The sequence below is a fragment of the Bradyrhizobium sp. 33ap4 genome (assembly GCF_032654765.1).
In the GTDB taxonomy this organism is placed as follows: Bacteria; Pseudomonadota; Alphaproteobacteria; order Rhizobiales; family Xanthobacteraceae; genus Bradyrhizobium; species Bradyrhizobium australafricanum.
The window spans coordinates 1-19503 of sequence record NZ_JAUMTJ010000027.1; the positions used below are offsets into that span (position 1 = coordinate 1).

Annotated in this window: 14 protein-coding genes and 3 pseudogenes; 8 read left to right on the forward strand and 9 right to left on the reverse strand. The window is 62.1% G+C overall.

Annotated elements, in window-relative coordinates:
- Positions 1-73: 73 nt before the first annotated feature.
- The 4 genes and pseudogenes from Q2M23_RS44055 to Q2M23_RS21360 all read right to left on the reverse strand — a co-directional run.
- Positions 74-226, reverse strand: a pseudogene (locus Q2M23_RS44055) (DUF983 domain-containing protein); the annotation flags it as partial.
- 259 nt (positions 227-485) lie between these two features.
- A pseudogene (locus Q2M23_RS21350) lies at positions 486-3661 on the reverse strand (efflux RND transporter permease subunit).
- Positions 3658-4785 (reverse strand): efflux RND transporter periplasmic adaptor subunit, encoded by a 1128-nt coding sequence (locus Q2M23_RS21355; RefSeq protein WP_316396985.1) that lies wholly within the window; start codon positions 4783-4785, stop codon positions 3658-3660. The pseudogene Q2M23_RS21350 and the gene Q2M23_RS21355 overlap by 4 nt, the downstream one beginning before the upstream one ends.
- A gap of 89 nt (positions 4786-4874) precedes the next feature.
- Entirely contained in the window at positions 4875-6110 is a 1236-nt protein-coding gene (locus Q2M23_RS21360) for a GMC family oxidoreductase (protein WP_316396931.1), read from the reverse strand.
- 142 nt (positions 6111-6252) lie between these two features.
- On the opposite strand from Q2M23_RS21360, the gene Q2M23_RS21365 reads away from it, so the two are divergent.
- The 4 genes from Q2M23_RS21365 to Q2M23_RS21380 all read left to right on the forward strand — a co-directional run bounded on the left by Q2M23_RS21365 (position 6253) and on the right by Q2M23_RS21380 (position 9546).
- Positions 6253-7293 (forward strand): hypothetical protein, encoded by a 1041-nt coding sequence (locus Q2M23_RS21365; protein WP_316396932.1) that lies wholly within the window; start codon positions 6253-6255, stop codon positions 7291-7293.
- A gap of 371 nt (positions 7294-7664) precedes the next feature.
- The gene (locus tag Q2M23_RS21370) at positions 7665-8240 is read left to right on the forward strand and encodes a cytochrome P460 family protein (RefSeq protein ID WP_316396933.1); all 576 of its coding nucleotides are present in this window, start codon (positions 7665-7667) and stop codon (positions 8238-8240) included.
- Between the two features lie 178 nt (positions 8241-8418).
- Entirely contained in the window at positions 8419-8952 is a 534-nt protein-coding gene (locus tag Q2M23_RS21375; protein WP_316396934.1) for a DUF1993 family protein, read from the forward strand.
- A 69-nt stretch (positions 8953-9021) separates the two neighbouring features.
- Positions 9022-9546 carry a hypothetical protein gene (locus Q2M23_RS21380; RefSeq protein ID WP_316396935.1) on the forward strand — a complete coding sequence of 175 codons (525 nt, stop codon included), beginning with the start codon at positions 9022-9024 and terminating at the stop codon, positions 9544-9546.
- 42 nt (positions 9547-9588) lie between these two features.
- On the opposite strand, the pseudogene msrA reads toward Q2M23_RS21380, so the two are convergent.
- Together msrA and Q2M23_RS21390 are read right to left on the reverse strand one after the other, a co-directional pair.
- Positions 9589-10119, reverse strand: a pseudogene (gene msrA / locus Q2M23_RS21385) (peptide-methionine (S)-S-oxide reductase MsrA).
- A gap of 76 nt (positions 10120-10195) precedes the next feature.
- Complete coding sequence (locus tag Q2M23_RS21390) at positions 10196-10642, reverse strand: DUF983 domain-containing protein (protein ID WP_410469749.1); 447 nt, start codon at positions 10640-10642, stop codon at positions 10196-10198.
- A gap of 358 nt (positions 10643-11000) precedes the next feature.
- Here Q2M23_RS21390 and Q2M23_RS21395 point away from each other — a divergent pair, with 358 nt between their 5' ends.
- The 4 genes from Q2M23_RS21395 to Q2M23_RS21410 all read left to right on the forward strand — a co-directional run bounded on the left by Q2M23_RS21395 (position 11001) and on the right by Q2M23_RS21410 (position 15138).
- Positions 11001-11402, forward strand: a complete 402-nt coding sequence (locus Q2M23_RS21395) for a hypothetical protein (RefSeq protein WP_316396936.1) — start codon at positions 11001-11003, stop codon at positions 11400-11402.
- Positions 11403-11646: 244 nt separating this feature from the next.
- Positions 11647-13083, forward strand: coding sequence for an MFS transporter (locus tag Q2M23_RS21400; RefSeq protein ID WP_316396937.1), 1437 nt, complete (start codon positions 11647-11649; stop codon positions 13081-13083).
- 89 nt (positions 13084-13172) lie between these two features.
- Positions 13173-13592 (forward strand): cupin domain-containing protein, encoded by a 420-nt coding sequence (locus Q2M23_RS21405; protein WP_316396938.1) that lies wholly within the window; start codon positions 13173-13175, stop codon positions 13590-13592.
- Positions 13593-14310: 718 nt separating this feature from the next.
- A complete protein-coding gene (locus Q2M23_RS21410; RefSeq protein WP_410469750.1) occupies positions 14311-15138 on the forward strand; it encodes a hypothetical protein in 828 nt (275 codons plus the stop codon).
- A gap of 993 nt (positions 15139-16131) precedes the next feature.
- Here Q2M23_RS21410 and Q2M23_RS21415 read toward each other — a convergent pair.
- The 3 genes from Q2M23_RS21415 to Q2M23_RS21425 are packed head-to-tail and all read right to left on the reverse strand — an operon-like array spanning position 16132 to position 19488.
- Complete coding sequence (locus Q2M23_RS21415; protein ID WP_141342859.1) at positions 16132-16623, reverse strand: GlcG/HbpS family heme-binding protein; 492 nt, start codon at positions 16621-16623, stop codon at positions 16132-16134.
- Positions 16620-17819: an amidase gene (locus Q2M23_RS21420; protein WP_316396939.1), complete on the reverse strand. Its 1200-nt coding sequence runs from the start codon at positions 17817-17819 to the stop codon at positions 16620-16622. Before Q2M23_RS21420 ends, Q2M23_RS21415 begins: the two co-directional genes overlap by 4 nt.
- Before the next feature lie 55 nt (positions 17820-17874).
- Positions 17875-19488, reverse strand: coding sequence for an ABC transporter substrate-binding protein (locus Q2M23_RS21425; protein ID WP_141342861.1), 1614 nt, complete (start codon positions 19486-19488; stop codon positions 17875-17877).
- Between the last annotated feature and the right edge of the window lie 15 nt (positions 19489-19503).

Consider the following 19503-nt stretch of genomic DNA (forward strand, 5'->3'; position numbering starts at 1 on the left):
CCAAGGCCGCCTCCCAAAAAGAAGCCTTGAATCTGATTTGCTCTCAAAAGGGAATCCTTAGAGTCCACACCACCTAGGGCGTAATCGGAAGATAGACGCCAAGCTGAAATGCCAGCGACGGTGCATAGTCCACCTCGATCCAGAGAATCACCGGAACCAAGACGTGTCCGACGATGACAATCACTAAGTAGGCCGGCAGGTCGTCGGCCCGGCGGCCGGTGAAATCGAGGTGGCAGACAGATCAGTGGTTATCGACCTTGAGAAACGCACAAAACACGCGACCCCGCCCGCAGCGCGGGCACCTTCCTCGAATGCCCCTCCAAAGGGAGAGGCTAACTTTGCGCCCGGCGGCAGTCTCTGCTGACGTCCAGTCATGGTCGTGACTTACAACATTGCCTTCAACCGTCGTGGCCATCGCCCGTCCTCCTGCCTTACACGGCAGCATGAGTTGTTCCGGCTTCATCGCGCATTGGCGTCACCGCAACTCACTCCGCCGCGACCGCTGTCGTCTGGGTCGGCTTGCCCTCGTTCTTGCCTTCCGCGAGATTGCGCACCACCATGTAGAAGATCGGCGTGAAGATCAGCCCAAACAGCGTGACGCCGAGCATGCCGAAGAACACGGCGACGCCGACCGCCTGGCGCATTTCCGATCCGGAGCCGGTGGAGATCACGAGCGGCAGCACGCCGAGGATGAAGGCGAACGAGGTCATCAGGATCGGCCGCAGTCGCAACCGACAGGCCTCGATCACTGCCTCCAGCCGCGGTTTACCCTCAAGCTCGATGTCCCGCGCGAACTCGACGATCAGGATCGCGTTCTTGGCGGCCAATCCCACCAGCACAATGAACCCGATCTGGGTGAGAATGTTGACGTCCTGGCCCATGATGCGGACCCCGATAGTGGCGGCAAGCAAGCACATTGGCACGATAAGCATGACGGAAAACGGCAAGCTCCAGCTCCCGTATTGCGCGGCCAGAACCAGATAGACGAACAGCACGCAAATCGGGAACACGAACAATCCTGTGTTGCCGCCGGTAACCTGCTGATAGGACAGGTCGGTCCATTCGAAGGAAAAGCCACTCGGCAATTTATCCTCGGCGAGCTTCTTCATAGCGGCGATCACGGTCGCCGAACTCGTCCCCGGCAAGCCTTCGCCTTGTAGCTCGGCCGTCGGATAGAGATTGTAGCGGGCGACGCGATCGGGGCCCGAGACGTCCTTGAACTCAACGACGCTGCCGAGCATCACCGTGTCGGCATTGGCGTTGCGGGTCCGTAGTCGCGCAAGATCAGGACGCTCCTTCCGGAACGGCAGATCGGCCTGCGCGGTGACATGAAAGGTGCGGCCGAACAGGTTGAAGTCGTTGACATAAGTCGAGCCGAAATACGTCTGGATCGTGTCGGTGATGTTCTGGATGGGAACGCCGAGCTTCTGCGCTTTGACCTGATCGATGTCGACGAAGACCTGCGGGGTGTTCGAGGAGAACGGCGAGAACACAGTGGGGGCGAGGAGCAGTGGCGACTTGCGCGCCGCTGCGACCAGTTCGTCAGTCGCATCCGCCAACAGCTTCGGACCACGGCCTTGCCGGTCCTGGATGCGCATGGTGAAGCCGCCGCCGGTGCCGATGCCGGGGATCGGCGGTGGCGGGATCACGATGATGAATGCACCTTCAATGGCCGATAGCCGCTTGCGCAGATTTGCCGTTATCACCTGCGCGTTCAGCCCTTTCTTGCGGCGCACCTCCGGTTCTTCGAACACTGGAAACAGCGCCGCCGAGTTGCTTGCCTGTGTGCGGGTCGCTCCCGACAGACCTGCAAGGACCGCGATATGCGAAATTCCGGGCGTATCGAGCGCGATGCTCTCGATCCTGCGAACGATCTCAGTGGTCCGCGCCAGCGAGGCCGCGCCCGGCAGTTGCGCGGATATGATCACGTAGCCGCGATCCTGTGCCGGAATGTAGCCCTGGGGCGTGGTGACAAGCAGCCAGCCGGCGCTGCCGATCAGGACCACATAGACGAGCAGCATCACCACGCGATGCCGGATCACGAAGCCTGCAACGTCAGCATAATAAAGCGACAGCCAGTCGAAGCCGCGGTTGAACAGCCTGATGAACCATTCCCAGCCGCGCGCGATCAGATTCCAGCCGGCCGACGGCCGCTTCTCCTCGTGCGGAAGCAGGATCTGCGAAGCCAGTGCCGGCGACAGGGTCAGCGAACAGAAGCAGGAAATTGCTGTCGCGACCGCGATGGTGACCGCGAACTGCTGGAAGAACTGCCCGGTAATGCCACCGAGAAACGCGGTCGCGCACGAACACCGCGCACAGCACCAGCGCAATCGAGACCAGTGCGCCGCCGACTTCCTCCATGGTCTTCAGCGCGGCTTCGCGCCGGCTCAAGCCGCGCGCGAGATGCCGCTCAACATTTTCGACCACGACAATGGCGTCGTCGACCACAATGCCCACCGCGAGCACGAGGCCGAACAGCGTGAGATTGTTGATGCCGTAGCCGAGGGCTGCCATGGCCGCAAAGGTACCAACCAGCGATACCGGGATCGCCACGATCGGGATGATCGTCGGACGCCAGCCTTGCAGGAACACCAGCACCACGACGACAACCAGTGCCATCGCTTCATAGATCGTCTTGATCAGCTCGGTGATGGACTGCCGGATGAACTCGGTCGGGTTGTAGCCGATATTGTAGTCGAGCCCCTTGGGGACGCCGACCTTCAGCTTCTCCATCGTGTCCTTAATGCCCTTGGCGGTCGCAAGCGCGTTCGATCCTGGCCGCTGTGTCACCCGCAACGCCACCGCTGACTTGCGGAACAGGAAGCTGTTGGTGGAATAGTCGAGCGCGCCGAGCTCGATCCGCGCCACGTCGTGCAGGCGAACGATGCGGCCGTCCTGGCCCGATTTGACGACGATGTCCTCGAATTGGGATGGATCCTTCAGCCGGCCAACGAAAGTAAGGTTTGGCTGGAAGGCGCGGTCAGCAATCGGTGGGCTCGCAAGCTGGCCGCCCGCGATCTGCAGGTTCTGGGCGCGGACCGCTGCAACCACGTCGTTCGAAGTCAGGCCGAGATTGGCGATCTTGTCGGGATCGAGCCACAGCCGCATCGAATAATCGCGCGCGCCGAAGATCTGGATGTCGCCGATGCCGTCAAGCCGCAGCAACTGGTCGCGCACCTGCAGCAACGCATAGTTGGAGATGTAGAGCTGGTCGAGCGAGTCGTCGGGCGACAGCATGAACACGACCATGAGGATGTCGGGCGAGTCCTTCTTGGTGACGACGCCGTTGCGCTGCACTTCCTCCGGCAATTGCGGCTGGGCGATTGCGACGCGGTTCTGCACCAGCACCTGCGCCTTGTCGAGGTCAGTGCCGAGCTTGAAGGTGATGGTGATGGTGAGCTGGCCATTCGAGGTCGCCTGGCTGTACATATACAGCATATCCTCGACGCCGTTGATCTGTTGCTCGATGGGAGCGGCCACGGTATCCGAGATGGTCTGCGCGGAGGCGCCCGGATATTGCGCGGTTATCACCACGGTCGGCGGCACCAGGATATTCGGCAACCGGTAGCGTCCGATAGGCGATCGCGCCCACGATCAGGAGCACGATCGACAGCACCATCGCCAGGATGGGCTGGTTGACGGAAAGACGCCCGAGATTCATGTCTTGCTCCCGCCAATTTCGGTCATGTGCGGGTTAACCTTGGCGCCGACGCGGGCACGCTGGATGCCGTCGATGATGACGCGGTCTTCGGGTTTGAGGCCCGTGCGGATCACGCGCAGACCCTCGTTGATCGGTCCGAGCTCGACCGCGCGCGCTTCCACCGTGTCGTCATCCTTCACCACGAATACGATCTTGCGCGACTGGTCAGTCGCGATAGCCGCATCCGGCAACAGCAGCGCTTCATAGGGCGAGGAGCCGATCAGCCGCACGCGACCGAATTGTCCGGGCAGAATGGACAGATCGTGGTTGGGGATGATCGCGCGGCTGCGCAGCGTGCCGGTCGACGCGTCCAGCCGGTTGTCGAGGAAATCCATCTTTCCTTCATGCGAGGGTTTGGTCTCGCCGGTGAGCGTCACCTGCACGGGGTTGGCCGTGTCGCGCGAGCTCGGCCGCCTGCCCTCGAACCACAGCTTGTTGTTCTTCAGATAGGTCGCCTCGTACACGTCGAAATAGATGTAGATCGGATCGAGCGAAACGATCGAGGTCAATAGCGTCGCGCTGCCCTCGCTGCCCTGCACGAGATTGCCCTCGGTCACCAGATGGCGGCTGACGCGGCCGGTGATCGGCGCCACCACATGCGTGAATTCGACATTGAGCTGTGCGGCCTTCAACGCGCCGTCGGCCTGGGTCTCGGCGGCACGCGCCGCCTGCAGCTGCTGGCGGCGCTGATCGACGACTTGTTCGGAGACCGCGCTGGTCTGCACGAGGGTCAGCCCGCGCTCGAGATCGCGCTTGGCAAGCGCCCCTTTAGCGCGCGCGTCGGCGAGTTGCCCTTCGGCTTGCAGCTTAACCGCCTCGAACGGGCGCGGATCGATGATATAAAGCAGATCGCCAGCGCGGACGGTCGCACCATCCTTGAACTCTACACTATTGACGAAGCCGCCGACGCGGGCACGGACCTGAACCTCCTGGATCGCCTCGAAGCGGCCGGTGAACTCGTCCCAGTCGGTGACGGTCCGTTTGACCGGTTGTGCCACCATCACCCGCGGCGGCGGAGGCGCGGCCGCCTGCGATTGCGCCCTCTCGTGGCAGCCAGCAAGCGCGAGCGCGAACAGCAGACCGATCGGAGCGCCGCCGCATCGTGCAAGGCGGCGAAACGAACTGCGATCGAGCCGGGGCGTCGGAGTCGGGTACTCCGTTTTGTCAGTCGCACTCACTTCCGCATCCCCGAGGACCTAGAATGTTGCAATTGAAGGAGAGATCGACGGGCTGGGAAACTGCCAGCGCCGTCGCCGGCTTGCGCCGGAGCTCCCCAAGACCGGTTCATATCCTCGACCAGCATTGCCGCGGCGTGGCGCGCGAGCGCCTGGGTCGGGGCGTTCGTGTTGCCGCTAGTGATGTTTGGCATGATAGAGGCGTCAATCACCCGGAGGCCCTCGGCCCCGCGGACCCTGAGCCTTGCGTCAACCACCGCTCGCGCATCCTGGCCCATCCGGCACGTGCCCACCGGGTGAAACATCGTCGTGACGGCACGCTTCACCCATTCGCCGATCTCGGCATCCGACTGGATGCGCGGGCCGGGCTCGATCTCTTCCGTGATCACCAGCGCCAGCGACTCCTGCGCCATGACCTTGCGGATCGCGCGCACCGATTCCACCGCGGCCCTCAAGTCTTCTTCCTCGCCGACGAAGTTCGGGTTGATGAGCGGCATCGACGTGGGGTCGCTGTCGGCCAGCCGCACCCAGCCACGGCTCTTGGGCTGAAGCACCACGAGTTCGAAGGTGATGCCCGAGCGGTCGCCCGTCGGGCTGATTCCATCGGCCGCGATGATTGGCACGTGATAGCATTGGATCGTGGGTTCGGCGGTGAAGTCGGACGGATTCCAGTGAGAAACCGTCTCGATGCCGTTGCCCGACGCCGGGCCATCCTTGGTGACGAAATAGCGCAGGCCCGCCTTCACGCTGCCGAGGCCCTGCGCGGCAGCCTGATAGCCGAGATCGCCCTTCACATAGGCACGGACTGGCACGATCGCGTGGTCGTGGAGATTTTCGCCGACCTCCGGAGAATCGATGATCACCGCGATACCGTGCTGGCGAAGTTGTTCGGCTGGCCCGATGCCCGAGTGCATGAGGATCGTTGGGCTATGGACCGTGCCGGCCGACAGCACAACCTCGCCGGCCATGATCCTCCGCAGACCGTTGTCCACGAACTCGACGCCGACAGCCCGCTTGTTCTCGACGAGAATGCGAAGGACCGTCTTGCCGGTGAGAAGAGTAACGCGGCCCGAGGCGAGGTGTGGACGCAGATAAGCGTCGACCGCGCTGCACCGCCGCTGGTTCCCGACTGTCGATTGCACCGGCGAGACGCCGATCTGGCTCTTGCCGTTATAGTCGGGATTGCTGAGATTAGTTGGACCAACTTTTGGAAAATGACCTTGCAATGCCGGCATGGGAAATCACCTCTCGCCATGGAGTCGATAGACGCTTGTTATTGCCGCTTGCCGCGCTGCGTGATACGCGAAGGCAACTCTTCAACCTGCCTTGGAAGTCGTCTCGCACACCGGTTTCTTTGTTGTGGCTTTATAGGTGTCTATGATCGAAGCATTCGTTCGCCCGCAGAACCGCAGAAGTTTTCTTGAGAAGCACGTTGACTACGTGGCTCTGGTTCCCGCAGCGGCGGCGATTTGTTATCCATTTCTGCTCAATGCTTTTCATGCCATCGTCGGCACGCGGGCCGTAAGCCTGCCACCGCTCGCAATCGCCAGCGCGACCTCCATCCTGGTCGTTGCGTTCATCGTGCCGTTTCTTGGGATCGCTCTGGCTTGTCGTCCGACGTCCAACCCCGGTTCAAGACGCCTCGCCTACGCCAGCGTGGTGTCGCCAACGCTCTATGTCTTTCTCGGCGTTGTCCAGACCTTGATCAAAAGCCCCATTCCCGACGAGGTCGTCTGGTGCGCGATTTGGCTCGCAATTGCGATCTGGTCGCAGTCTGCCCGAGATCCGGTCGCTGCAGCTGTGCCTGCAGTCGGGGCCTGGCGCGTGGTCCACGGGGTAACGGCTGTGGTCCTGTCCCTATATGTGGTGTTTCATCTCACCAATCATCTGTTCGGCTTGATAGGACCGGATGCGCATGCGGCCGTTATGAAAATCGGACGCGTGGTTTATCGCTCTGCCATAGGTGAACCGTTGTTGGTGGCGGCCATGCTTTTCCAGATCGGCACCGGCCTCTTTCTGGCGTGGCGCTGGAGCGCCGCAGCGCATGACTTCCAGCGGACCTATCAGGTCGCTTCGGGAGCCTATCTCTCAGTGTACATTCTCGGCCACATGAACTCGGTCTTCGTCTACGCCCGAAGCTTCCTCGGCATACCGACAGATTGGAATTTCGCGATCGGAGCCCCGACTGGGCTCATTCATGACGCATGGAATATCCGTCTGCTGCCTCACTACGCGCTCGGCGCCTTCTTCGTCCTGAGCCACCTTGCTTCAGGGCTGAGAGTGGTGCTGATCACGCACGGTGTCGACCAACGTAATACCGATCGCCTTTGGGGTGTCTGTGTCGCGATGAGCGCCATCGTCGCGGCCGCGATCATCGCGGGAATGTGCGGCGTCAGGATCGGTGCATTGGCTTCGTGACTTGCGAACGTGATTATCGCGGTCGCATACGCCGTTCTGCCCAAGGCGCGCGGAAATCTCCGACCTGGGTGGCCAGCCGACGCCCACGTGGTGATTGACCTCTCCGATTCGCTGTCATTTGACCTCAAGGCAGTATTGCGCCGCGCCCTCCTCGACGGCTGATCGAAGGCGGTGGGGACGCACGCGCACAGCGCTTTTAGGCAACGATACCCCGCGCTTATCGAATCCATGACCAAACGGAATTTCTAATTTCGCTGGCTGCGTCCGATCCTGAGGTCCACTGGGTCGGCCGAACACGCGGCTGCCTCGACATTGATTGAAGCGATTGCGCCGAGCCGCCGTGCCGTGCGCGGGCAGCAAAGGAGCCCCCAATGAAATTATCGAGGACTGTCGGCCTGGCTGTCGCCGTCTCGCTGATCGCCGGCACCGTGGCGGCGATCGCTCAGATCAGCGGAGCGGCTCCGGCCGACCCGACAGCGAACGTGGTGGACGCTGCCGGGCACCTGCGCGTGCCGGCAGACTACCGAACCCTCTACCAAGCACTCGGAAGTTGGGCGATTGCCGCCGACAGCGGCGGAGGCTCGAAGGAAATGCACACCGTCTACGCATCCCCGGGGGCGATCGACGCCTACCGGAAGACGGGACACTTCCCGGACGGCGCCGTCCTGGTGAAAGAGGTCTTCGCGACCTCGACGAACGAGATGACCACCGGCACAGTAAGCCACGCCGACAAGCTCAAGGGCTGGTTCGTCATGGTGAAAGACAGCAAGGGAACGCATCCCGGCAATCCACTGTGGGGCGACGGGTGGGGATGGTCGTGGTTCGACTCAGACAAGCCGCTCAAGACTACCTCGACCGACTACCACACCGATTGCCAAGGATGCCACGTGCCCGCCAAGGACACCGACTGGATTTACGTGAATGGATATCCCGTCCTGCGTCGCTAGGCGGCCGCATACGCAGGCGTTCTCCTCTTGCCGCGGTTTCGCGGAGGCCAGTGTCGTGTCTGGCGAGCTGGTGCGGCGAGCCAGAAGATTGAAGAGCTTATTGTGACGATTTGCTTCGGTCCGCGACCTTTCGGGTCCGTCCGACGTTCAGATTACAAACGAGCGCATGGAGGTCGGCATGTCCTTCTCGGTATATGACATCACAGTCCCTGTCATGCTGCATGGCTTGAACGTGATGGACGACTATCTTGATCACGCCCAAGCGCTCGAGCGGACCAAGGGATTTGAGCCTGGGAGGATCCTTGCTGAACGGCTCGCGCTCGACATGCTCACTTTCGGAGAACAGTTCTCCGTAAGCTGCAACAAGGTCGAGGCGCACATGGCAAAGTTGATGCAGCACGATCCGCCAGCCCCCAGTGACACCCCGATGATGTATCCGGCGTTGAAAGGGCGGCTCCTTGAGACTCGCGGATTCCTGCAAAGCGTGCAGCCGGACGAGATTTCTGGCGCCCAGTCCCACACATACGAGCTGACGCCGCCTATAGTGCGCGGGTGGTTTGGCGGCGAAGACTACATCCGCCACCTTGTGGTGCCCGACTTCTTCTTCCACATCTCGATTGCGCACGCGATCCTCCGTCACCTCGGAGCGAAGATCGGGAAGCGTGCCTACCTCGGCAACCTCACTCAGCAAAGCGGCGGTGACTACTCGTGAGAGCCGGGCGCGGTGCGCGGCACGGGCCGAGGCCCTCAAGACAGGAAAGCAAGCTCAGGGGATGACATTGTGAGCGATTTGCGAGAGGTCATTGGCGCGCTGCAAAGTGAAGTTGAATTCGAGGCTGCTGTAAGAGAGTTGGGAGCCGCGGGGATTGACCGCGCTCGCATAAGCTTCCTCGCGCAGGAAGAGATCGCAGCGTCTTGTGCGGGCGCTGTTGGCTGCGACATCAAGCAGCTGCCTCGCATCGAGATCGGCTTGAGCGATGACCGCCAGCAGGTTCGCACGCTTGCGACCTCGCTCGCGGCCACTGTCGCGTCGTTCGTCGGCGCCGGTGCCGTCTTGGCAACAACGGGCGGAGCGGCCGCGCCGGCTATGCTAGCCGGGTTGGCTGCCGGGGGTGGTGTGGGCGGGCTCGCGGCCTTGTTCGGGCAGCGACACGAAGCCCAGGTGCATGAGTGGACCGAGAGTCAGATACTCAACGGCGGCATCGTGGTGATCGTCCACCCCGCCAGTGCAGAACAGTTCGAGGCCGCCACCGCTATTATGCGCCGGCACCGCGGAGCCGACGTGTTCGCGACGCCATCAGCCTAGCAACGAGCCTCACCCTGACTCAGCATCGCCGCTAGTTGCAGGTCAGTTTCCGTCGGTTTGCGACTTCTGGAATGCTTTAGCTGACGGCAGTCGCCAGTTCGGTCGGAAGAAGTGGCAGCTGTAGCCGCCCGGGTGTCGTTGCAGATAGTCCTGATGCTCGGGCTCCGCCCTGCCAGAACAGTTCCTCGGGGTTGATTTCAGTCACCAAGGGACCGGGCCACAAACCAGAGGCTTCGATTTCGTCAATCGTCGCGAGCGCCGTGTCCTTCTGCTGCTCGTCCGTGTAGAAGATGGCGGAACGTAGCTCGGCCCAAAGTCGCTCCCCTGCTGCTCGTACGTTGTCGGGTCGTGGACCTGGAAGAAGCATTCAAGGATGGCCCGGTAGGTTACGACCGTGGGATCGAAGACGATCTCGATTGCCTCGGCGTGCCCCTGGTGGTTGCAGTAGCTCGGATTGGGGAGATCGCCGCCAGTATAGCCGACTCGCGTCGACACCACGCCTCGCAGTCGGCGGAACATATCCTGCATGCCCCAGAAGCAACCGCCGGCCAACACCGCCTTCTCAGTCGTCATGTTAGGATTCCTCCGACCGGCCAAACGCCGCTGCGCGACAGTAGCGGCTGCCAATTCTGTTGAGGCACCTTCCCCCTCAAGTCTGCAATTCGTCGGACGGATGCTCGTCGAAGCCGTGCATCCTGAGTGACCATTGCAGCGCCACGACGGCGCCCTTGACCGGCTGCAAGAGAGCTATCGAGGCCAAGGCCGTAATCGGAAGGTAGACGCCAAGCTGAAACGCTAGCGACGGCGCATAGTCCACCTCGATCCAGAGTATTATCGGAACCAAGACGTGTCCGACGATGACGATCACCAGGTAGGCCGGCAGGTCGTCGGCCCGGTGTCCGGTGAAATCGAGGCTGCAGATAGAGCAGTGGTCGTCGACCTTGAGAAATGCGCAAAACAGACGACCGCGCCCGCAGCGCGGGCACCTTCCTCGAACGCCCCTCCAAAGGGAGAGGCCGACGTTGCGCCCGGCAGCAGTCTCTGCAGACCTCCAGTCGTTGTTACTTCCAGCAGGGCCTGCAACCGTCGTGGCCATCGCCAGTCCTCCTTCACAAGCAACACAGTATTCGGCGACGGCGCGCAAACGTCATGAAGATAGGGCATGTAGTCGATAACCGGGCGTGATCGCGATGGCCTGCGCGGGTCGTGCGTCAACTGCGCGCGGCGCGATCGACGGCGCGCCGCGCCGGGCGAGCGGAATAGAAACAATAACGACCGGGCATTTCTAATGGTCGGCGTATCGGCATAGCCTTTCTGTGCGTCCAGCCGGGCTGGCCCGTGGCGGTCGTACGGAGTGCTTGCCAGCAAAGGACGGCGTGATCGTCCTCGTGGGTGGCTGGTCCTCCGCGTCGCAAGGATCCGCTCGAACAACCGAGCACATGGGAGTATCGCCGATGTCGTTCCGCTTCATCACCAAGTCCATCCACGCCTACCTGATCGATTATCCCGTCGCGATCGTTTTGATCGCAGCGCCGTTCGCGCTGAAGCTCGGCCAGAGCGGACCGGTCGCAATGTGGCTTTCGGTTGTTGTCGGTGTGGCGGCGCTACTCTTGGCCGCCCTGACCGACCACCCCACCGGGCTCGTCCGCATCATTCCCTACTGGCTGCACCTTTGGGTCGATCGCGCGGTCGGAGTGGTGTTTGTCGTCGCCCCGTTTGCCTTCAAGTTCTTCGGACTCGACGCATGGTACTACTGGGTCCTCGCTGCCGCTGTCCTACTCACGACGTCGGTTTTCAACGCGCCTGAGAAGCCGGTCGCGATGCGTTCGGGATTGGACACGCGCACGGCGGGTTGAAGGCGGCAAAGAGCTCGTCGGCTTCGACCGCTTTCTTGACGTGCAGGCGTGCCTCAACCGTTGTGTCGCGCGTCCGGCGGCGCCGCGCGGGCCGGAAGTGACGGTGGCTTAGCGAGAGGCTGCTTGAGGTTAAATTGATGTTGCGAGGAGTGTTCCGCGAACGGACACGGCGGCGCGGCTTCTGGCTGCTGGCCAATGAGCGCGCGCGCCGCGAATCGCTCGACCTGACCTGAGAGATTAGGTCGTGAGCAGCGCGTCTCTAATCCTGACCGACCGCAGCCTGGCGCTCTCCGAGCCTAAGGCCGTCGGCGCGCAGGGCAGCACAAAGGTGCTTGCCGCGTCGAGCCTGGGCAGCTGCCTCGTGTTCGTCAGCGGCGCCGTCGTCACGGTCGCGCTCGCGGCGATTGGCCGAGACATGCGCCTGTCGCCGCTCGACCTGCAGTGGGTGATGAACGCCGAACTCCTGCCGCTCGCGGCCCTGACCTTGGTCGCCGGCGCTCTGGGTGACCGGTTTGGACAGAAGCGGATCTTCCTCGCGGGGATTGCTCTCTATGGCCTCGGCGCGACCGCGATTGGTTTCGCGCCGAGTTTCGCCCTGTTCATCGCCAGCCGGTTCCTGCAAGGCTTGGGCGAAGCCTTGATCCTGCCCAACGGCCTTTCCGTGCTCGGGCGGGCCTTTCCCTCAGAAAAGAAAGCCCGCGCGGTCGGCATCTGGTCCGCCGCCGCGGCTGTCGCCAGCGCAGTCGCGCCCGCAATCGCCGGCGCGATCCTGGATCACGGGTCGTGGCGGATGACCTTTCTAATGCTCCTGCCCGTGGTCGCCGGCGCGCTGGCCGCCGGCATTGTGTGGATACCCACGGACTCCCCGACCAGCCACGCCCGGGTCGACGTCGGCGGGGCGATCTTTTCGACAGCCGGCCTCGGCGGGCTGGGCGCGGGCCTGACCAGCCTCACCAACGGTTCCGGTCTGACCCTTTGGGTGCTCGTCACCCTGATCATCGGTCTGGGCGGCTTAGCCTGCCTCATCGTGACCGAACAGCGATTGGGCGAGAACGCCATGCTGCCCCCGTCCCTCATCACCTCGCGGTCGGTCGTCGGCGCGAACCTGTTCACCGCGCTCCTCTACGGAGCGCTCACGGTCATGCTAACCTTGATCCCGTTCGTGATGATCCGGGGCGCACACCTGCCGACGCTGATGGCGGGGCTGGCCTTCATTCCCCTGCAAGTGCTGATTACGGTCGTCTCGCCACTCGCCGGCATACTCTGCCGCGGGTTCGGCCGGCGCTTGCCATTGTTCGCCGGCGGCGCCGTCGTCGCCTTGGGATGCGCCCTGACGCTACGTGTCGGTTCGAACGCGACCTATTGGGCGGACATCTTCCCGCCAATCCTGTTGCTGTCGCTGGGCATGAGCCTGGCAATCGCACCGTTGACGACCCTCGTCCTCACCTCCGTCGAGTCCGATCGCTCCGGGACCGCATCCGGTGTCAATAGCGCGGTCTCACGCGCCGGGTCCCTCTTCGCCATCGCCCTGCTCGGCGGCGTCCTGCAGCAGGGCGGTCCTGCGCTGTTCTCGGGATTCCACATGGCGATGGCTGTCGCCGCGGTCGCGTGCGTTCTCGCCACGCTCGCGGTGTTCATTGTTGAGCCGGGGCCCCACATCGACTTCATCCCGCGAGACTGACCCGTTCGGTGTCCGCAATCAGCAGGCCGGCGAGGCGGGAGGAAGCAATGAAGAACGAAGACCAACCTATATGCAGAAGGAGAAAGCCCATGAAGATCCGAACCATCATCTCCGCCACCTGCGCCGCCCTCACCTTCTCGATGGCCAGCCCCATGCTCGCCCATGACAGTGACGCCGAAACCGTCACGAAGAACTTCGGTGCGGCCATTCCCAATATCGCTGGCAAGTCGCTGATCGCCGTGGAAGTCGATTACGCGCCCAGCGAGGCCTCCGTTCCCCACACCCACGCGAAGTCGGCTTTCATCTACGCCTATGTGGTTTCAGGCGCGATCGAGTCGAAGGTGAATGACGGCGAGACGCGCGTCTATCGGGCAGGCGAGAGCTGGTCCGAACCGCCGGGCGCTATCCATTCGATCAGCCGAAACGCGAGCAAGACCGAGCCGGCAAAGCTGCTCGCTGTCTTCGTCCTCGACACCAATGACAACGCCCTGACCAAGCCCATCAAGTAAACCTTCAGACGGATTGAAAAAGAACGAGTATCCGGAAGCCATGAAAGGCTCTCGCTCCGCCGGTACCCGACGAGGCTCATTCGGGTCATGCGTTACTGGCTGCATCTCTGGGCGGACCGCGCATTCGGTGTGGTCTCCATCACTGCCCCTCCGGTTTCCATTTCACTCGGCTTGTCGCCTGCCACTACCGCACCTCGCAAATTTGAGGCAGCGGCTGAAAGCGATAATGCGCCATGAAGGAGGTGCGACCTTCCCATCCGTCGCAAGGCCCTCGTGGGCAGGGCCTAAACCTTGGTGTGGTCCTCTCAGCCAAAGATCCGATGAGGATCAACCTCTGTGCAATGGCTTGGCCTATCTTTCGGAGGCTACGCTTCGGCATAGCGGCTGATGTGTTGAGCGGCATCAGGAATAGGAGAGGTTTATCGATGATAACAATGGGTGCAACCGCATTTTCGGGTTTTGCTCGTAGGACGGCTGAGTTTGTCTCCGACTTCGCCAGTGTCGTTCGCAACCTGACTATGGACGTGCGCGACAGCTACCGACCCGAGCTGCACTACATGCGTGGCCCCGGCCCGAAATGGCTCGCCAAGCATCAGAGTTGGCTGAGATTCGGTTCTGAAGCTGTAACGCTGGACGGGCAGCGCCAGCTGTCGCCGGTGCATATACGCGGTCCTAACGCGACTAACACCACCCGATAGTCGGCCGAGGTTATGTAGTCATGCTCGCTCACTGGGCGACCACCCGAGCTTGGACGTTGCTCAGCGCCCCCACCCTTCGCATCGCATTGCTCGGCTTGGTAGCCATGCTGGGCTGCTCGGCGTATGCCGGCGTCGCCCTCGAAGAACGCAGATTGCCGATGAAGTTCAGCTGGGTCGCTTGCCAGCCGAATTGCCGAGGCTGGATCAGCGCAGTCGGCATCGTCACCGCCGACACTCCAAGCGATTTCGATGCTTTCGCGCGCGATCATCAGCTCAAGGGCGAAACTATCGTGCTGGATTCCAGCGGCGGATCGGTCAACGACGCGATCGCGCTCGGACGGCGGTTTCGGGCGCTCGAAATGGTCACGACCGTCGGGGTGAGCGTGTTTACCCCCAGAGCACGTGGCGAGCGCGCCCACGTGTCGCCGGAGGCCTACTGCGAATCCATGTGCGTTTTTCTGCTGCTGTCGGGCAAGTCGCGTTATGTGCCTGGAGAGGCGCATGTCCGCGTACATCAGATCTGGATGGGCGACCGCGCTGAGAATGCCCGGGCCGCGAGCTACAGCGCATATGATCTCATGACCGTTGAGCGCGATATCGGAAGTCTCGCCAAATACACCTTCGATATGGGCGGCGCGGGTGATCTGTTGTCACTATCGCTAAACGTTCCGCCATGGGAAGATTTACATGAACTGTCCAGGGAAGAATTGCGAGTCACTAATCTCATCACTACCGACAAAGTTGCTGAGCTGGGCAGCCCCACTGCAGCGGTGGTCGAGTTGACGCCCAAATCGCTACAAAGTCTGTTCGTAAGCACTGCAGCGGCGGCCTCCGCTGGGCAAGAGTAGCGAGTAGTTCGCCTCCAGAAATGTCAAAGGGCATCGCTGTTTCCTAAGTGTCAGAAACGGGAACGTCTTGAGTTGCCCGCTCCGCGTCCGCTTTTCCCTCAGTACGGACTTCGCCAGGTCATTTCGAAGCGGGATCTCAGAACAGGATCTTGCAAACTCGCGCCAATGGGCCCGTTTCTAACAACGGCCAAGAACAGCATTAAACAAGCAAATTTGGGCCGCTTTGCGCCAAAACCCTGCCGGTGCTCGAAGCTAAGGTTTGGGCCTCCGGCCCTTCTATACGATCCAACGCGCTGCGATACTCCATTAGTGAACACGCAATGGATTTTGGACTTCTACCGGGATAAGCCTAGCTCACCACTTCGGTCAGAATTCTCAATGCGAAGGAAGCGAGAACAACTCGACGAGACCACGCTAAACCACGCGATGCCAGCAGGCCGCACTACTCCCACTCTATCATCTCGGAAAACGTATCGCCGTTGATTTGCAAGCACAATTCTTCAAGTCTGACGGACAAATGCCGACGGTATATCCGCCGCAATTTTGTGGTCTTGAATTCACAGAAAAGTTTGGGACGTTCGCGCTGTCGGCGATTTCGCCATCTATCGTAGTCAATCGAGTGATCCGCGGCACAGACGTGGTCAAGACGGCCGTTACGACGTGGAGTTGAGCCTAGTTCAAATACCGTCAAGGAGCGCGCAGGTGCGGTCGTTCGATGGTCCGTACCTGCCGTGCCTGCCATAGCGCGACTGGGATGCGACCAGTTTAATGCGTGCTACCTTCAGGTTTCGGCTGAGGACCGCGAACCGCGATTTGCAACGGTCCCCTCCGCACCATCTGAACCGTAGCTTTCAACCGCAATGCGATGCGACACACCACGAGCGATCGCGTAACACCCCGGCGCGTTACACATGGTGCTAGCCGTCTACTTTAACCGCTATTGTGTTTGTGGGCCCTTAGCTGTCTCCAGCCGCTGTAAACTACCTGAAGGATTCAAATCGTCGGCTGAGGCGTCGTACCTCTGATGATCCCGGCATCTTCCGCGCCCATCGGCTTGAAATCGAGGTACATGTCTGCGCGCGGGATCGCAACTGCACCGGCTCGGGCCACGGCGAGATCCTGCATGCCCGACCCGGAGCCTGCCGCCACTGCGTCAAGAATGAATCCGTCGACGCGGATGGGCAAACCACCGATCAGATTGGTCCAACGACTTTCGTGCGCCAAGGTGACCTGAATCTCCACATCTGCGTGAGCGCCGCCGGTCGGCACGCCGGACAGCGCCGACGTCCGCGCCTTGTTGATGGATGACGTAACGCTCAGGCCTTTCGAGCCGTCCATGCGTCCGAACGCCAAGAGATTGCCGCCAGTATCGACCACCGCGATACACATCGGTTGCCCGATGCGGGTGGCTTCCGTGATGGCTGCGTTGAGCACCTTGAGCGCACCGTCGAGCGTGAGCGTCTTCGTGTCCCTGACGTCGGTCATTGCCGCTCCTCGAACAGTCCTACCGAGAATTCGCGAGCCAGGGTCCGTGCCGCGGCAACAAGGCGCGCATCACCGCCGCGCCAGCCGATGAGAGACAGCCCCACTGGAATAGAGCCGGATGTCGCGACGGGAAGGTTCACCTGAGGAAGCCCGGTCAGGCCTGCGATGCCGGTCAGGTCGACGATCTCGTGCACCGCAGCGCGGATCTCCGACAGGCGCGCGTCCCGGCTGATCGGCAGAATGGGCGACGTAGGCAGGCACAGCACGCGCCGCCCGTCGAGCAGATCGTCGAGCCGCTTCGACGCGCTCGTGCGAAAAGCCTTGGCCGCAGCGAGGTCGGCCGGTGGCGTGCGGCCGTCGTCGGCAAACGCGCCAGCGACTTCCGAGGAGAACCGCGGGTTCACCCGGTCGACCCAATCGCGAAAGGTCGCCTGGAATTCGCATCTCTGCAGGATGCGCTGATGCCGCGCCCAGTCGCGAAGCTCGCCTTCGGCCAGGGGTGATACGATGGTCGCAGCGGCCTGATGTAGCCGATCAACGACCGGCTGGAGAGCGCCCTGCACTGGCGCGTCGGCGATGGCAAAGCAGTCGGACGCAATGATGATATCAGTCGGCAGGGCGTCGGGCACCTGCTCGCCGAGCAGCACGGCACCGACCCGCGCGAACGTCGTCGCATCGCGGGCGAAATAGCCGACGGTATCGAACGACGGTGCTTGGGTCATCATGCCGGCGACGGAGATCCGACCGTGCGTCGGCCGCAGCCCGTAGAGCCCGCAGAAGCTGGACGGCACGCGCACCGAACCGCCGGAATCCGTCCCCAAGGCAATATCGACCAGGCCGCCGGCGACGGCCGAGGCGGAGCCGCTCGACGAGCCACCCGGAACACGGTCCGGCGCGCGCGGATTGAGCGGCGTGCCGTAAAATTTGTTGATGCCGAGCAGTCCGAGCGAGATTTCATCGGTGATGGTCTTGCCAGTCAACGCGGCGCCCGCCCCCAGCAGATGGTCGACCGCCCAGGCGTCGGCCTCTGCTACCTCATGCGTGGCGGCCCAGTCCGGATTGCCGCAGCCGGTCACGGTGCCTGCGACATCAAACAAGTCCTTCACCGCAAAGGTCAGGCCTGAGAGCGGCCCTGACCGGTTTGGACCGCGCTGGATGATGGGGCCTGGAACGAAGGCGCCGAGCGTGTCTTGCACTGTGTTTTCCCGATTGAAAGGCAAGCGCGCCCGATCGAGCGCGCTAGCCGTCGCCTCATTCCTTGTAGAGCTTGCGGAAGTCGGGATGGGTGTGGAACCAGTACTCAAAGCCCTTGACGTTCTTCTGGACCGCGTAGTCCGCAAAGCGGGTGTAGAGCGGAATGCGCGGCAGATCGGTCATAACGATGTCGACCATCTTGTTCAGACTGGTCTTGTAGATCTCGGGGTCGCGCGTGAAGCGCGCCTCGTCGATCACCTTGTCGAGGCTGGGGTTGACGTAATTGGCGGTATTGAAGACCGAGTTGTTGCCGCCATGGAACGTCCAGAAGAAGAAGTAGTCGGGGTAGTCGAGCCAGCCGTAGAATTCGGCGATGACCATCGGCATCGTCTTGCTGGCCATCTGGGCGAACCAGTTCGAGCCCGGCACCTTCTCGATCGTGAGCTCGACACCAATCGTCTTCAGCGCTTCCTGGATCAGGATGGCGGTCGGCTCACGCACGGTCGATTCCGACAGATCGATCGACAGCGTGGTCTTGAAGCCGTTGGGGAAGCCGGCCTCGGTCAGCAATTGCTTAGCCTTCGCGAGATCCTGGCCATGCTTGATCGGAACCGGCCACGTCGCATCCGGATAGGGTTTATCCGGGTCGCCGCCAAACATCGGCTTGGCGCGGTTATAGAGCGCGGAGCTGACGATTTCCTTGTAAGGGATGGCGTAGGAGATCGCTTCGCGCACTTTGGGATTGTCGAACGGGGCGATCTTGACGTTCATGTCGACGAACACGAGGTCGTTTTGCACGGGCACACCGATGATCGCGACCTTCCCCTGCTCTGCCAGTTCGGCATAGTCCTTCGGGGGCAGGCCGACCGACATATCGACGTCGCCCTTTTCCAGCAGCGCACGGCGCGTGCCGGCCGAGGCGATCTGCCGATAGATCACGCGCTTGAGCTGGGGTAGCGGGCCGGACTTCCAGGCGTCGAACCGAGTAAACACGGTCTGCTGACCGGGTGACCAGGACTCGACTTTGTAAGCACCACCGCCGCAATCATTGCGTGATACCCACTCGAACGCCCAGGGGTCCTGTGGCGTTGCATGCTTCTTGGCGAGCTCTGAATTGACGATGACGGGCACGGGAACGACGAGGTCGGGCATCGTCAGCTTGTTGAACTGGTCGAAGGTCGCTTTGAATGTGTGATCGTCGACCACTGTGAACTGTTCGGGCTTGACCAGCGATCCCGCCGCCATTTGCACCGCCGGAAAGCCGCCGGCGGCGATAGCGCGGTCGAACGACCATTTGACGTCCTTGGCCGTGACCGGGCTGCCGTCGTGGAACGTGGCATCCTTGCGCAGGTGGAAGATGTAGGTCTTGCCGTCCTCGGCGGCTTCCCAGCTTTCGGCCAGCTCCGGGGTCATGACCTTGGCATCGTACGACACCGTGCCATCCGCCAGCTTCTTCTCGCCATGGCTGACGAGCCGGTCGTAGGCCTGCCACACCACCATGCGGCTGTGATCGTTGGCGGTCGGCACCATCGTGTCGAGGCCGTTGGGGCCCATCTCGGACACGATGACCATCGTGTCCTTGGCGATTTCGGCCGCAAGTGCGGGTGCGCCGGGCAAGGCAGCGGACGCTGTGAGCAGCGCCGCTGTGAGAAGTCTACGATCGAGCCTCATGTCGTGCATTCTCCT